This window comes from Myxococcus faecalis, from assembly GCF_050039385.1.
Lineage (GTDB): Bacteria > Myxococcota > Myxococcia > Myxococcales > Myxococcaceae > Myxococcus > Myxococcus fulvus.
Window position 1 is genome coordinate 9,527,235 of record NZ_CP144336.1, and the last position, 15,166, is coordinate 9,542,400.

Genomic DNA, 15,166 nt, shown 5'->3' on the forward strand with positions numbered 1-15,166 from the left:
CCGCGTCACCCCGCGACGTGAGCCTCAGCCGGCCTTGCGCTTCCGCTCGCGCTTGCTGGCGCGCGGGGCGGGGGAGGGCGGCTTGGGGGGCTCGCGCAGCTCCTCGGGCACGGGAATCGACTGGGAGATGCGCGTGGCCGGAGGCGGCGTTCCCGTTCCTTCCGGCAGCGCCTCCACGGGCTTCTCCACCGGCAGCGCGGGCATGCGGATGATGAACGTGGTGCCTTCGCCCGCCTTGCTCTGCACGGAGATGCTGCCTCCGTGGTTCTTCACGATGCGCTGACAGATGGCGAGCCCCAGCCCCGTGCCCTTCTGCTTCGTCGTGAAGAACGGCACGAAGATGTGCGGCTGCTGGTCCAAGGGGATGCCCGGGCCGGTGTCGGAGACTCGCACCTCCAACAGCTCGCCGCCCGCGTTGCGGAACTCACCGAAGCGCTCCGGCCGCTCCGTGCGCACCGTGATTCGCCCCTCGCGCGTGTCCAGCGCCTGCACCGCGTTCTGCACCAGGTTGATGAGCACCTGCTTGAGCTGCTCCGCGTCTCCGTCCACTCGCGGGAGCTGCAGGTCCAGCTCCACCGCCAGCGCGACGCTCGACGGCACGTCGTTCTGGATGAGGCGCATGGTCCGCGTCACCACCTCGTTCAGGTCCGTGGGCCCGAAGCTCTGCTTCATCGGCCGCGCATAGTCGAGGAACGCCGTCACCACGCCGTTGAGCCGGTTGACCTCCTCGACGATGACCTCCAGGAACTCGCCGTCCTCGCCCGGCAGCCGCCTGGGGTCCAGGCACTGCGCCGCGCCCTTGATGGCCCCCAGCGGATTGCGGATCTCGTGCGCCAGACCCGCCGCCATCTCTCCCAGCGCCGCCAGGCGATCCCGCTCCCGGATCTTCTCGTAGAGCTTCGAGTTCTCCAGCACCGTCGCCAGCTTCTCCGCCACCTCCAGGATGAGGGCGATCTCGTCGGACGCGTACGCCTCCGGCACCCGCTCGTCCCATAGGTTCAGGAAGCCGATGACCCTGTCGTTGCCCACCAGAGGCACGCTGATGCCCGCGCGCATCTGCACCAGCGCCGCGCGCGTGTCGTTCAACCGCTTGAGCTCGTCGCGATACCGGCGCCCCTCCACCGACTGGAGCCGCATCGTCGCGCCCCGGCGCTCCACGTTCTCCAGCAGCACCGCCTTCTGTCCGCTCGCCACCGCGAACAACAGGCCCCGCGCCGCAGCCGTGTCGAGGAACGCCACCGGCAACGGCCCGCGTGAGTCGAGCAGCCGATACCCGGGCCGGTCCTCCGCGAGCAGGTACACCGAAGAGTGCGTCACGCGCCCCGTCTCGTGCAGCGTGTCCAGCACCAGCGTGGCCAGCTCGGAGATGTCGATGACGTTCGCCATCCGCGCGCGCAAGGTCCCCAGCGCGTCCAGCAGCGCGAAGCGCTCGCGGAAGAAGATGCGCACCACCATCTCCTCCACCTTTGTCCGCAGCGGGTCCAACAGGATGAGGATGACGAAGGCCGCCACCACCGTGTTGAACAGGAACAGGCCCGTGTCCTCGTCCACCCACGCCGTCAACACCGTGAAGACGGCCGCGAGGATCACCGCCAGCACCGTCTGCGACGCAATCTTCCCCAGCAGCTCGTGCAGGTCCATCAGCCGCAGCCGCAGCAGCGTCTGCGCGAGGAAGAACAGGTACAGCGTCGTGAAGACCGGCCCCAGCGTCGGCAACGGCACCGAGCTGCCGATGAAGTCCAGCGCGGAGAACAGGATGCCCGCCGCCGCGCCGATGGCCAGGTACATCAGCCTCAGCTGCTCGATGCGCGAGTCGTTGCTGCGGACCCGGTGGAGCAGCAACGACACCGAGGCGAGCAGGGAGCCGTGCACCCAGACGCCCATGGCCACCCGGGCCCACAGCTTGTCAGCCAGGGGGGTGACCGCCACGGCCAGGCCCAGGAAGACCGACAGGAGGGCGAGCCGGCGGCCCACCAGGTGTGTTCCCTTGCTGACATCCAAGAACTCGAGGAAGAACCCCACGGCGGCGCCCGGGATGAGCGAGGCGACCAGGACGGTGATGCCCAGGGTGATGCGGTGCGCCCAGGGGTACGTCACCTCGGGGAAGAGGCTGTGGAAGAAGAACGAGAGGTAGTACCCGGCCACCGTCAGGGCGAAGACGGAGTACAGGGTGAGCACCTTGGGCCTGGCCGGGCGCAACAACATGGACACGCCAAGGGCGAGGCCGATGATGGATGCCAGCAGCGCGCTCTGAGTCCGGATGTCCATGGGCGGGCGGACAGTCTAACCTGTGACAGCCTCCGGAAATTTTCCATGCACCCCCGGTTGTCCTGGGGCGAGCCCGCGCCCACCTCCCAGGCTCCCCAGCCCCGCGTATGAAGCCCTTCCTGCCCAAGCTCGCCGTCATCGCCTCCGCGCTCATGCTGTCCGCGCAGGCTCCCTCGTCCCCGGCCCCCTCCGGGACGGAGGCCTCCGAGGCCCCCACGACCCACACCGAGAACGCGCCTCCGGAGGCGCAGCTCTCGCCGCCGCCGGACGCCGAGAAGTCGCCGCTGCCGCCTGGCTTCGTGGAGGTGTTCAACCCGGCCTTCCCCAACGCCGCGCCGCCCGCACCCGTCGTCCACCGGGGCCGCCGCTACGCGCTGGAGGACCTGTCGCCGTACTTCGGTGAGGGCAAGAAGAAGGAGGCCCGCGCGGCCTTCGACAAGGGGCACTTCGCCCGCGCCCGCGAGCTCTTGAAGGACGAGGGTGACAGCCCGCCGGTGCGCTACCTGCGCGCCCTGGCCGCGCTGCGCTCGGGGGACGAGGAGACCGCCGCGAAGGAGCTGGCCGCCCTGGCGCCGGACTACCCCGCGCTGAGGGACCGGTGCCTGACCCACTCGGGCGTGGCGCTGGAGGGGCTGCGCCGCTACGACGAGGCCGCGGTGCAGCTGGCCCAGGTGCCGCCCGAGTCACGGCTGTACGTGGACGCACGGCTGGCGCTGTCCCGGGTGCTGCGCAAGAAGAAGGACGCGGAAGGGGCCATGGCGGCGCTGGAGCCGCTCACCTCGCGCGCGGCGCCCAGCTGGGGGCGCAACGTGGGCGCCGAGGCGCTGATGGCCATCGCCGACATCGCCGCGGAGAAGAAGGACAAGGCCGCCGAGCGCGCCGCGCTGTGGCGCCTGTGGGGCGCGCACCCGTTGTCACCGCTGGCGGTCCAGGCCGACAAGCGGCTCAAGGGGCAGACGGCGCCGCTGGAGGCCCGGGTGGCTCGCGGCGAGGCGCTGGTGGAGCTGCACCGCAACAAGCAGGGCCTGGCGCAGCTGGAGCCGCTGCTCACGCAGCTGAAGCTCCCGGACGCGCTGGCGTGCCGCGCGCACTTCTCCTACGGCAAGGGCCTGCGCAAGGAGCGCGAGCACACGCGCGCCATCCAGATGCTGTCGCCCGTGGTGGAGAAGTGCACGGACAGAGACCTGCTGGCGCGAGCGCTGTACGTGCTCGGCTCGTCGCGCTCCATCGTCGACTCGTCGCGCGGCACGGAGACGTACGAGCGGCTGGCGCGCGAGTTCCCGGACCACAGCTTCGCGGACGACGCGCTCTTCTACGCGGCGGACCTGTACGTGAAGACGGGCCGTCCCAAGGAGGCGATGGCGCGGCTGGACGAGCTGGCGCGGCTGTATCCCCAGGGGGACTTCCTGGGCGAGGCGCTCTTCAAGGCGTACTGGATTGCGCGCACGAGCAAGGTGGAGGACGCGGGTCTGTCGTTCCTGGACCGCATCGAGCAGCGCTTCGCGCAGGCGGACGAGAGCTACGACGTGGAGCGCGCGCGGTACTGGCGGGCCCGCACGTTCCAGGACCAGGGCAACATCCAGGGCGCGGCGGAGCTGTTCGAGAAGATCTCCGTGGAGCACCCGGCGACGTACTACGGGCTGATGGCGCGCTCGCAGCTGTCCGCCCTGGACCCGCAGCGACTGGAGCGAATCTCTCCGGAGATCTTCGCGGTGCCGGCGGCGGCCAGTCCCTGGCCGCTGTTCGCGGGCCCGGTGGGTGAGGACCCGCACTTCCGCGCGGGCGTGGAGCTGTTGCGCCTGGGCTTCCCGGAGGCGGTGTCGTCGGAGCTGCTCGCGGTGAGCCGGACGAACCAGCCCGCGGAGGCCATCCGCTTGTTGGTGCTGGTGCTGCACGAGGCGGGCGATGAGCGCGCCGCGCACGCGGTGGCCCGGTTGGCGCTGCGCAAGGACCTGAGCGGACGCATCACGAGCGAGACGCGCGTGGTGTGGGAGGTGGCGTATCCCAACGCGTTCCGCGACCTCATCGAGAAGCACACGGCGGTGTCGGGCGTGGAGGCGGACCTGCTCCAGGCGCTGATGCGCGAGGAGAGCGCGTTGGACCCGAAGGCGCTGTCGTGGGCCGGCGCGCTGGGGCTCACGCAGCTCATGCCGTCCACCGCGAAGGGCGTGGCGCGCGAGCTGAAGCTCAAGCGCTTCACGGTGGACCAGCTGCTCCAGCCGGACCTCAACATCCGCTTCGGCGCGCACTACCTGGGCGGGCTGCTCAAGAAGTTCGGCGGGCACACGCCGTACGCGGTGGGCAGCTACAACGCGGGGCCGGGCGCGGTGAATCGCTGGCGCGCGGACAAGCCGGACCTGCCGCTGGACGCGTGGGTGGAGGAGATCCCCATCTCCGAGACGCGCGGCTACATCAAGCGCGTGCTGCGCTCGTACAACACCTACCAGCTGCTCTATGGCCGGGCGCCCAAGCTGCCCGTCATCAAGACCGCGAACCGGGAGTGAGGGCACAGCGGCTCGCTCACGCTGCAGGGCCGTGAGCGAGCATGGCGCGCCGCCAGGGGCGCGAGGGCACGTGGGGCGCATCCGTCGATCGCGTTGCTCGCAATCCGGTACGTGCTCCGGCGCAAGTGTGACTCCGCCATGGGCATCGGCCTGTCTGTCCGCGCAGTCGAAGCGGAGGCTGCCTGTGCGTGGCTGCGCCCCTCCGGCATCGGGTCACGACGCATCCAGGCCGGACGTCGCCGCGCCGACCTCCTCCTCATCCCAGGACCTTCGTCAACGCGCCCCCACGCCGGACCATCGCGAGGGCCCGAGGCCGATACTCAGTCGAGTCGCTTCAGGGCGCGCCTGATGGACGTGCCCTTGCTTCGCCGCGCGAGCCCCGCGCCAGCGCGAAGCACGCGAAGAGGACGGCTTCAGCCGGGTCGCTTCAGGGCGCGCCCGATGGATGTGCCCTTGTTCCGACGCGCGAGCAGCGTCAGCGCGAAGCACGCGAAGAGGACGGGGACGGAAGACGTGCCCGGTGACGCCGAGCAGCCACCGGATGACGGAGTCCTGGGCGGAGCCGGGGGCGCCTGCACTTCGATGCGCACCCGTCCCATGACGGTCTCGAGCCCGTCGGACGCCGTGTACGTGAACGACGCCTCACCCGCGAACGAAGAGCTGGCGCGATAGGTCAGCGTCGGCGCCTCCCCCGTGAGCGTGCCCGACGCGGGCGCCTGGGTGATGGCATACGTCAATGCATCGCCGTCCGGGTCCTCCGCATCCAGCACGATGTCGATGGACGCGCCCTGCGGGACGACGAAGGTCTGCTCCCGGATGACAGGGGCCTGGTTCCTCCGCTGGGTGACATCCATCGTCACCATCGCCGTCGCGCCGAGCGAGCCATCGCTGACGGAGAACTCGAACGAATCCTCCCCCGGCTCCGTTTCATCCGCGCGATAGACGAGGCGAGGCGGTGTGCCCGAGAGAGCTCCCCTCATGGGCTGCCGGGTCACGCGGTACGCCAGCGTATCGCCATCGATGTCGCTGCCCTCCAACATCACCTCGACGCTCCCCGCCGCGGACACCGTGAAGCGGCCGGCCCGGGCGATGGGGGCGTCATTGACGGGTGTCACCGTGAGCGACGCGGCGACGGGCGTCGAAGCCTGCCTGCCATCGTTCGCGACGAACTCGAAGGCATCCACGCCATGGAAGTCCGCGTGTGGCGTGTACGTGAGCCTCGGCGGTGTGCCCGTCAGCGTGCCGTGCGCGGGTTGCGCCGTGACGGTGAACATCAGCGGGTCTCCATCTCCATCCGAACCGTCGAGCACGAGCTGCGCCGCCGTGTCCTCCTGGAGTGAGAGCGTGAGCGCCTTCGCGACGGGGACATCCTCCTTCGATGTCACCGTCAGCGACACGGTGGTCTCATCCGAGGGCGCGCCACGGTCCCTGACGAGGAACCGGAACTGGTCCGTCCCATGGAAGTTCTCGTCCGGCGTGTAGACGACCTTCGGCGGCGTGCCCGTCAGCGTGCCGTGCGCGGGAGGCTCCGTGATGGCGAATCCGAGCGCATCGCCCTCCGGGTCCGTGCCCGTGAGCGTGATGGGCCGAGGCGTGTCCTCATCCAGCACGGCGTGTCCCGATTCGGCCTCGGGGCCCGCGTTGTAGGCGACCTCCCGCGTGTGGACCCTCGGTGCGGCGTGGGGCTCGCCCGTGAGTCGAGAGGAGACCAGCATGAAGTGCCCCGGGCCCACCGAGGCGATGCTCGAGCCTTGAGGCGCGTGTGGGTCCTGGTCCGGCGCCACCTCCATCAGGTCTCCCGAGGCTTCGCCCGAGGGCAACACGCGCCGGGCCCAGACCCGCCAGGGGTGGTGCCACGGTTCCCCGGACAGCCTGCTCACGATGCTGACGAGAAAGCCCTCTCCATCGAATGCAAGGTTCGGCGTGCTCGGACCCTCGAGCCCGGAGGCGAGCACCCGTGGCTCCAGGTCGAGGAGGGTCCCGGACCTGCTCACGCGCTGGCTCCGCACCGTCGTCTGCTCGCCCCAGACCATGAGGTGGTTCTGCCCGTCGAACGCCAGCCCGGGCCGGCTCACCAGGTCCTTGTTCGGCTCCCCGAGCACGAATCGCCCCGGTTCCAGGAGGAGTCCATCCTTGTCGACGCGAACTCCCTCCAGTTGATGGACCCCGTCTCCGAGGAGGTAGCGGTTCCAGATCACCATGAAGTCCGCTCCGTCGAATGAGACGGAGGGCGCGGCCATGACGTTCCACACGTCCGGCGTCAGGACGATGGGCTGAGGATCCAGGACCACGCCCGCCGCGCTCACGCGCGCCGCGAGGATCTGGTAGCCGCTCCCCCAGGTCACCAGGCATGCGCCACCGCCGCAGGCGACCTGCTGGTCCATGTTGTACTCGTACTCCGTCGAGATGGGGAACTCGGCTCCGAGCGCTCCGTGGCGAGGCGGCGGAATCCTCCGACCGTAAAGCTTGGGCTTCTGGGGCGTGGCGCGCTCGTCCTGCCAGACCACCAGGTACTGCGTCCCATCGAACGCGACGGTGGGGGACCGCTGGACTCCCACGGCGTCGCTGATGACGAAGCCTCCAGGCGTCAGCTCCGTGCCCGCCGCGCTCAGGAAGGTTCCATGGATGTCCTCGAACCGGGGCGTCCGGGTGCGGTTCGTCCAGACGACCAGGTACCCATGGCCATCCGTGGCGATGGCGGGGAAGGTCTGCGTATTCGTGGAGCTGCTGAGCCGCTGCTCTGATTTCAGGACGGTTCCCGACAGGCTCATCACCGAGGCCCACGTGTCCTGCTCATCACTCGCGTGGGAGGCGTCGTGCCACGCGACGAGCACGGAGCCCTGGCTCAGCGCCAGCCCGGTGGCCTGACGTGCTCCATCCACGGTGTTCCTCCGGAGGACGATGCTGGCCGGGGTGAGCACGGCGCCCGCGCGACTGATGCGCGTGGCGCGCAGGCCACCCGAGTCGTAGGGCTCGCCCCCCGCGTAGTCAGTCCAGGCCACCACGTGGTTCGTGCCGTCGAACGCCACGCCCACGGGCCGTCGGTCACCCGCGCCGGAGAAGAGTGTGACGGCGGTCGCCATCACGCCCGCGGCGCTCACGCGTGCTCCCATGACCGCGACGGCGGTGCGGTTGACGTCGTGGGCCTCGCTCCAGGTGACGAAGTACCCTTCGCCGTCTGAGTCGATGGCGGGATGCCCCAGGATGCGCCCCTGGGGCCGCTCCAGGAAGATGCGCTCGATGAGCGCGCCGCTCGCGTCCAGCCTCGCGCCCCAGAGGGCGTTGTTGGAGAGGAAGACCCCATTGGAGACGACGAGATACTCCGAGCCACTCCAGGCCACCCTCGCGTCACCCCCGTGGTACAGCTCGTGGCCGACGGGGGTCGCCGGGAGCCCGTCCAGGCTCACCCGGGTCGTGCGAAGCTGAGGCGTCTCGGAGGAGGCGACCTCCCGCTCGCCCCAGACGAGGAGGAGGTCCACCCCGTTGGAGACGAGCGTCACTTCGACGAACTCCCGATGGGACGCGGAGGGGGCGGGGACGATGACCTGCGGTGTGGCCTCGACAAGAGTGCCGTCCGGACGGACCCGGACGCTGTTGAGGAACGTTCCTCCCGTCGGGGCCTGGCCCACCCAGACGACGCGGTAGTTCGTGCCGTCGAAAACCACGGCGGGCGGATGCCGGGTCTCGCTCCCCGGCAGCGCAATCCCGAGCGGGTCCAACAGCTCTCCCGACGGACTCACGCGTGTCGCGCGAAGCTGGCTCGCGTTGCGTTCGTCCCGGTCGTCGATCCACACGACCAGGAAGTTCGTCCCATCCGACGCGGCCCTCGGTGTGGACTGCGTCCTGCGTGCGGGGCCGAGCTGCCGCGCGCCCACGTCGCGCTCCGATGAGAGGAAGGGCGGGGTGCCCTGGGCCGGAACCGGGTCCAATCCGTGCGATGGGGCCAGGAAGTGCCCGAGCTGCCCTGCGGACCAGGCGTCGTGCGTCGCGGTGTCGGGCCCGCGAGATACAGCCGCGCCGGACACATTCCTCGATGAGGTGGTGCCCCATGCAGGGCTCGGCCTCATGCACATCCCAAGACACACCATGAGCGCGGCGATGGCTCGCGCTCGCATCCACGATGAAGACATGTCTGACCTCGCTGGGAGTCGAGGCCGGGGGGGTGTTTCGTCGGTGGCACTTCAACCCGAAGGGGCGAAGGCGCTCATCACGGAATCATCATGACTTCCGCATGCGTGGGGCACCGTCGCGCCCGCGGGACGGCTGAAGCCAGGCTTCCATGCGGTGGGCTCGAATGCCGCGCGTGGGCCCGAAGCGACGCGGGCCCACGCATGACTCCCGGTTTCAGCCGAGGTGCTTCGTGGCGCGTGCCCTCACGAGGCCGAGGGCGCGCTGTCGCCGCGCGAGCAGAGCGAGGACGCCGAGCACCAGCATCAGCGACGGTGCGCCGCCGGACGACGAGCATCCTCCCGACTTCCCGGCGGGCGGATCCACCGGTCTGGCCAGAGACCGGATGAACACGCGGCCGGTCGCTGACTCCAGACCATCGCTGACGACGTAGGTGAAGGACACCTGGCCGGTGAACGAGTCGCTCGCCTGGAACCGCAGGTGGGGCGGCTCGCCGGACAGCGTGCCCGAGGCGGGCCGCTCGGTGAGCTCGTAGGTCAACACGTCACCGTCCAGGTTCTCGACGTCGAGCTCGATGTCGATGCTCTCGCCGGGGTTGACGGAGACCTGTTGATCCACGGCGAAGGGCGGCACGTTCAGGAACCGGACGTCGATGGTGACGGTGCCCGTGGCCACACGCTTCCCGTCGCTCACGGTGAAGACGAGCGACTCGTCCTCCCGGGCATGGGGGAAGGGTGTGTAGACGAGGTCCGGCGCGGTGCCGGTGAGCGTCCCATTCCGCGGCTGCGCCACGGAGTAGGTGAGCGCGTCTCCATCCACGTCGTGGGCCTTCAGCACGATGGCGACGGAGGCGTCCCGGTCCACGACATAGGACGAGTCCTCGGCGACCGGCGCGTCATCGATGGGATGCACGGTGATGCTCACCCGGACCCGCGCGGACTCGAGGCGGCCGTCGCTCGCGGCGTACTCGAAGAAGTCGGTGCCGCTGAAGTCCGGGTGCGGCGTGTACGAGAGATCCGGCGGTGTCCCCATCAGCGTGCCGTGCATGGGCGGCGGGCCGAGCAGATACGTCAGCGCGTCGCCGTTCTCATCCGTGGCCCGCAGGCGGAGGGTGACGCTCGTGTCCTCGTCCAACTCGATGCCGAGCGGCTCCACCTGGGGGGCCACGGGCGCGCGGAGGACCTTCACCCGGACGGTGGCGGTGCTCGCCATGCCCTGGGCATCGGTCGCGGTGAACTGGAAGCGGTCCTCGCCCCGGAACCCGGACTCGGGCGTGTACGTGACGTCGGGCGGCGTGCCCGTCACCGTTCCGTGCACCGGCCTCTCGCTGATGCTGAACGTGACGTCATCACCCTCCACGTCGCGCGCCGTGAGCGTGAGGTCGAGCGGCGTGCTCTCCACCAGGTCGAACGAGCGGTCCGTCACCTGGGGCGCGGTGTTGTAGTGGGCCTTGCGTGTGAAGAGCCGATGCGTGCCATGCGGCGGTCCCTCGAACCGCGAGTACGCCACGAGGAACTGCCCGCGCTTCACGGAGGCGCCCGCCGCGAAGGTGTCGCTCCACGGCGCGGAGGCCAACACCTGGGGCGTGCCCGGGGTGCTGTCGAACGCCATCGTCCGGGTGCCGTGAATCGTGTTGAGCGTGGAGCCCTCTGGAGGACGCGAGGCCCAGAGCACGAGCGAGGAGATGCCGTCGGAGACGACCGTCGGGCGCTGCTCGAGCGAGGACTCCACGGGAGACAGCTCCCAGGGCGTGGTGTCCAGCACGGTCCCACCGGGGCTCACGCGGGCGCCGCGGACCTGCGAGCCCTCCATCCACGCGACGACATGGTTCGTCCCATCGAACGCGACGGATGGAGCGCGCAGTCCCGGTGACTCTCCGCGAATGGGGAAGGAGCTGGCGGAGGGCAGATCGGGGGCCGCTGGCATCGGCTTGCCTTCGACGCGCCTGAGGTTCGTGCCCGTGCTGCCGAAGCCCGTGCTGTACACCACGAGGTAGTTCGTTCCATCGAAGGAGACCGACAGGTCCTTCTCCAAGGGGCCGCGCCCCAGGAGCCTTGACACAGCACCACTGGGCAGCACGGCGTCATTCGCGTCCACGTAGTTGCCGACGATGGAATCCCACGCAGGGTCGGAGGACGCGGAGTACCACGCCACGAAACACGTCTTCGGGCCGCACGCGAGCTGTGGTCGAGCGGCGGGAGACTCGAGCTGGCGGAGGCGGAACTCGGGGCTGACGGGGGCCCCGAACGCGGGGACCCGTCGCGCCATGACACTGACGGTGTCGGACACGGTCTCCGTCCAGGTCACCAGGAAGTTCGTGCCGTCGAACGCGACGGCGGGGTGTTGTTGGTCCCTCGCGGACTGGGTGATGGGAAAGCCGCCCGGTGTCACCTCGATGCCCGCGTCATCCAGGAAGGTGCCGAAGATGTCCGAGCCCTGCGGGAGCGCGTTCGGCTCGCTCCAGACCACCAGGTGGTGATTGCCACCCGCGGCCGTCGCGGGCGAGAGCTGGGTGTTGGACGACGACGAGACCAGGAGGTGGTCCGTCGCGAGCGCCCCCACGCTGTCCAGCCGCGAGGCGTGGAGGGTGATGCCGGGAGCCGCGAAGTCGCTCTGCCAGCCGAGGAGGAGGTCCGTGCCGGAGGCCGCCATCCCCTCCAGGAAGAGGTAGACGTTGCCCGGGTTCCTCCGCACGAGGTAGCTGTCGGCATCGAGCACCTCGCCCGAAGGAGCGACCCGCTTGGCGTGCACGCTGCTGACGCGTGCGCCGTCGATCGCCCGCTCGTCCTGCCACGCCACCACGAAGTTCGCGCCATTGAAGGCGACCTGCGGAAGGGGCTGGAAGGCGGGGTCATCGTTGATGACGAAGGGCGCACCGAGGACGCCCTGCGTGGCGCTGACTCGCGCGCCCAGGATGTTCTGTCTCACGCTGCCTTCCGAGTCCGGCTCGGACCAGATGACCAGGTGGTTCGTGCCGTCGAACGCGAACCGGGGGCTGCCAGTCCCCTCTGCGCCGGGCGCGCTGATGCGGAACGCGCTCCCCTGGGCCTCTCCACGCGCGTTCACCCGGACGCCCCAGACTCCCTGGGCCGCATAGACGATGAACCCGCCCTGGGGTGTCCAGGTCACTCTCGAGGACCCTCCCTCTCCCAGGTCCACGCCCCTGGGCTCGAGCACCGTTCCGTCGAGCTCCACCCGAGCCGCGCGAATGCGTCGTCCCGGCCCGCCGTCCGGTCGTTCGTTCCACACCAGCAGATAGCCATCTCCCGTGAAGGCCAGGCTGGTCAGCGTGGAGGTGCCGGGCCTCGGGCGGAGCAGCTCCCTGCCGGCCCAGAGCACCTGTCCATCCGCGCCCACTCGCGTGCCGCGGAAGGGAGCGTCGGTGATGCCGTCGAGCGAAGCGTCCTGCCAGACCACGAGGAAGCCCGTGCTGTCCCCGGCGATGGAGAGGCCCTGGTGATACAGCGGCACATGGGAGCCCGTGCTCAAGCGGATGCCCGCGGGGTCCAGCACCTCGCCCGAGGTGTTCAGCCGGGTCGCGTAGACCTGCGTTCCCTCTCCGCCCTCCCCATGGATGCCGTGGCGCGCGTCCACCCAGGCCGCGAGGTAGCTCGAGGTACCCCAGGCCAGGGCGGACTCGGTCTGGCTCAGGTGCGCCGGGCCCGTCCGGGTGGCCCCCATCGGCCGCTCCGTGGAGAGCTCGGGCCCCGACTGGGGCGTGGCACCCCACGCGCGCTCCTGTACGCCCGACACCCCGAGACAAAGGACGAACGCCGCGATGGCTCGCGTTCGCATCCGTGACGACCACATGATTGACCTCGAAGGGAGCCGAGGCCGGGGGGGTGTTCGCGTCGAGAACGGACGTCGGACGTCCGGGTCGCACATTAATTCCGGTCGGGTGCCGTTCCCTCTCGAGAAGACGACGGGCCGCGCGAACGGGGCGTGTCCGCGCGGCCCGTGGTGGCGTCAGCCCTGGATGAAGGCGAGCAGGTCCTCGTTGATGATGCCCTTGTTGACCGCGCACATGCCGTGGCTGAAGCCGGGGTAGACCTTGAGCTTCGCGCCCTTGACCAGGGTGGCGGTGAGCTTGCCCGCGCCCTCGAAGGGGACGATCTGGTCGTCATCACCGTGCATGACCAGCGTGGGCACGTCGAACTTCGCCAGGTCCGCGCGGAAGTCCGTCTCCGAGAAGGCCTTGACGGTGTCGTACTCGGCCTTGATGGAGGCCATCAGCCCCTGCATGACGAAGGTGTCACGAAGTCCCTCGGAGACCTTCGCGTTCGGGCGGTTGAAGCCGAAGAACGCCAGGCTCAGCTCGCGGAAGAACGACGCCCGGTCCGTGCGCACGCCCGCGCGGATGTCGTCGAACACCTTCATGGGGAGCCCGTTGGGGTGCCAGTCCGTCTTGAGCATGATGGGGGGCACGGCGCCAATGAGCACCGCCTTCGCCACGCGCGAAGTTCCGTGACGGCCGATGTACCGGGCCACCTCGCCACCGCCCGTCGAGTGGCCCACGTGCACGGCCTTGCTCAACCCCAGCGCCGAGGTCAGCTCCGCGAGGTCGTCCGCGAAGTGGTCCATGTCATGTCCGCTCCACGGCTGTGACGAGCGACCATTGCCCCGCCGGTCATGCGCGATGGTCCGATAGCCGCGGTCCGACAGGAACATCATCTGGTCCTCGAACGCGTCGGCCGACAGCGGCCAGCCGTGCGAGAAGACGACGGGCTGGCCATCCCGGGGGCCCCAGTCCTTGAAGTAGATCTGCGTGCCGTCGCGGGTGGTGAGGTAGCTGCCGGAGATCTTCCCGGCCCCTGTGGACGCTTGTGTCGCCATGGCGTGTCCTCGCGTTTCGGGTGGGTGCAACCGTCGCGAAGATGGGGACCTGAATCAGGGGACGCCATGGAACCCGGGCGCGCGGACGGACGGCGATTCGGGTGCCAGGCGGAGGGAGCCGACCAGGCTGGCCAGCAGGGGAGCGCCTGGGAGCGGACATCCGATGACACGGAAGGATGCAGGCCGCGTCGGCGGTGCTACCCTGCGCCGCGATGAAGAAAGTCCTCGCGGCTCTGGCAGTGGTCATCGTGTTGGCGGTGGTGGCGGGTGTGGGCGCCTTCGTGGTGATGGAGGGGGCGGTCAACAAGGCCGTCGCCGCTCCGGGTGCGCCCGTGGTGGAGTTCACCGTCCCCAAGGGAACCTCGGGCAGGGGCCTGGGCGGCCTGCTCGTCACGCAGGGGTTGCTCTCGGACACCAAGGTCTGGCGCTACCACCTGTTCCGTCGGGGTGGGTTTTCGCCCAAGGCGGGGCGTCATCCGGTGAGCCCGTCCATGACGGTGGCGGAGCTGGCCAAGGCGCTGGAGGGCAACCCGCTCCCGGACGACATCCCGTTCGTGGTGGTGGAGGGCTGGCGGCTTCGGGACACGGACGCGGCGCTCGTCGCGGCGAACCTCATCAAGCCGGGCGAGTACATCGCGGCGGCCAGCAACCCCAGCCGCTTCAAGGCGCCGTTCCCGCTGCCCGTCACCACGCTGGAGGGCTACCTCTACCCGGAGACGTACGGCATCATCCCCGGGGACGTGGACGTGGAGGACCTCATCCAGCGGCAGCTGGACGCCTTCGCCGCGCGCTTCTACACGCCGAACAAGGACGCCATCGCCAGGAGCGGACGCTCGCTGCACGAGGTGGTGGTGATGGCCTCCATGCTGGAGCGCGAGGAGCCGGTGCCCGCGCAGCGTCCCCTGGTGGCGGGCATCCTCTGGAAGCGCGTGGACAAGGGCTTCCCGCTCGGCGTGGACGCGACGTCACGTTACGTGCTGGCGCAGTGGAACGACCGCAAGGAGTTCCTCAAGCGCCTGCGAGACCCCGAGGACCCCTACAACACGCGGCACCGCAAGGGCCTGCCGCCGGGTCCCATCGGCGCGCCCACGGTGGAGTCGCTCCAGGCCGCCATGGCGCCGAAGCCGAGCGAGTTCTGGTACTACCTGCACGACGCGCAGAAGAACCTGCACCCCTCGCGCAACGCGGACGAGCACGAGGCGCTGCGCAAGAAGTACAACGTGTACTGAGCCTGGATGGCGCCCCCCTGCCGAGGAGGCGGGGGCGCGGTGCCTCGGCTCCATCTGTCCTCGGGTGGCCAATCGCTGGCGCACCTGTTGCTCAGCGACCTCCCTCGTTGAACACGAGGGAGAGGTGCCGTGCGGCGCAAGACAGTCGGGGCGGTGGGGTGGGGGCTGGGTGTGGCGCTCGGGCTCCTCGGTGGGTGCGGGCCT

At 69.9% G+C, this 15,166-nt stretch carries 6 protein-coding genes; 2 read left to right on the forward strand and 4 right to left on the reverse strand.

The features are described from left to right. Positions 1 to 24: 24 nt before the first annotated feature. The gene (locus tag VZQ01_RS38415; protein WP_426746104.1) at positions 25 to 2,268 is read right to left on the reverse strand and encodes an ATP-binding protein; all 2,244 of its coding nucleotides are present in this window, start codon (positions 2,266 to 2,268) and stop codon (positions 25 to 27) included. Positions 2,269 to 2,375: 107 nt separating this feature from the next. Here VZQ01_RS38415 and VZQ01_RS38420 point away from each other — a divergent pair, with 107 nt between their 5' ends. Continuing rightward, a complete protein-coding gene (locus tag VZQ01_RS38420; protein ID WP_408890149.1) occupies positions 2,376 to 4,772 on the forward strand; it encodes a transglycosylase SLT domain-containing protein in 2,397 nt (798 codons plus the stop codon). 413 nt (positions 4,773 to 5,185) lie between these two features. Here VZQ01_RS38420 and VZQ01_RS38425 read toward each other — a convergent pair whose 3' ends face one another. The 3 genes from VZQ01_RS38425 to VZQ01_RS38435 all read right to left on the reverse strand — a co-directional run bounded on the left by VZQ01_RS38425 (position 5,186) and on the right by VZQ01_RS38435 (position 13,733). Continuing rightward, a complete protein-coding gene (locus VZQ01_RS38425) occupies positions 5,186 to 8,647 on the reverse strand; it encodes an Ig-like domain-containing protein (protein ID WP_426746106.1) in 3,462 nt (1,153 codons plus the stop codon). A 469-nt stretch (positions 8,648 to 9,116) separates the two neighbouring features. Further along, positions 9,117 to 12,695: an Ig-like domain-containing protein gene (locus tag VZQ01_RS38430; RefSeq protein ID WP_426746107.1), complete on the reverse strand. Its 3,579-nt coding sequence runs from the start codon at positions 12,693 to 12,695 to the stop codon at positions 9,117 to 9,119. 171 nt (positions 12,696 to 12,866) lie between these two features. Next, positions 12,867 to 13,733, reverse strand: a complete 867-nt coding sequence (locus VZQ01_RS38435; protein WP_141330542.1) for an alpha/beta fold hydrolase — start codon at positions 13,731 to 13,733, stop codon at positions 12,867 to 12,869. A 212-nt stretch (positions 13,734 to 13,945) separates the two neighbouring features. Between VZQ01_RS38435 and mltG the strand changes: the two genes are divergently transcribed. Then, positions 13,946 to 14,962, forward strand: a complete 1,017-nt coding sequence (gene mltG / locus VZQ01_RS38440) for an endolytic transglycosylase MltG (RefSeq protein ID WP_426746108.1) — start codon at positions 13,946 to 13,948, stop codon at positions 14,960 to 14,962. Positions 14,963 to 15,166: the final 204 nt, after the last annotated feature.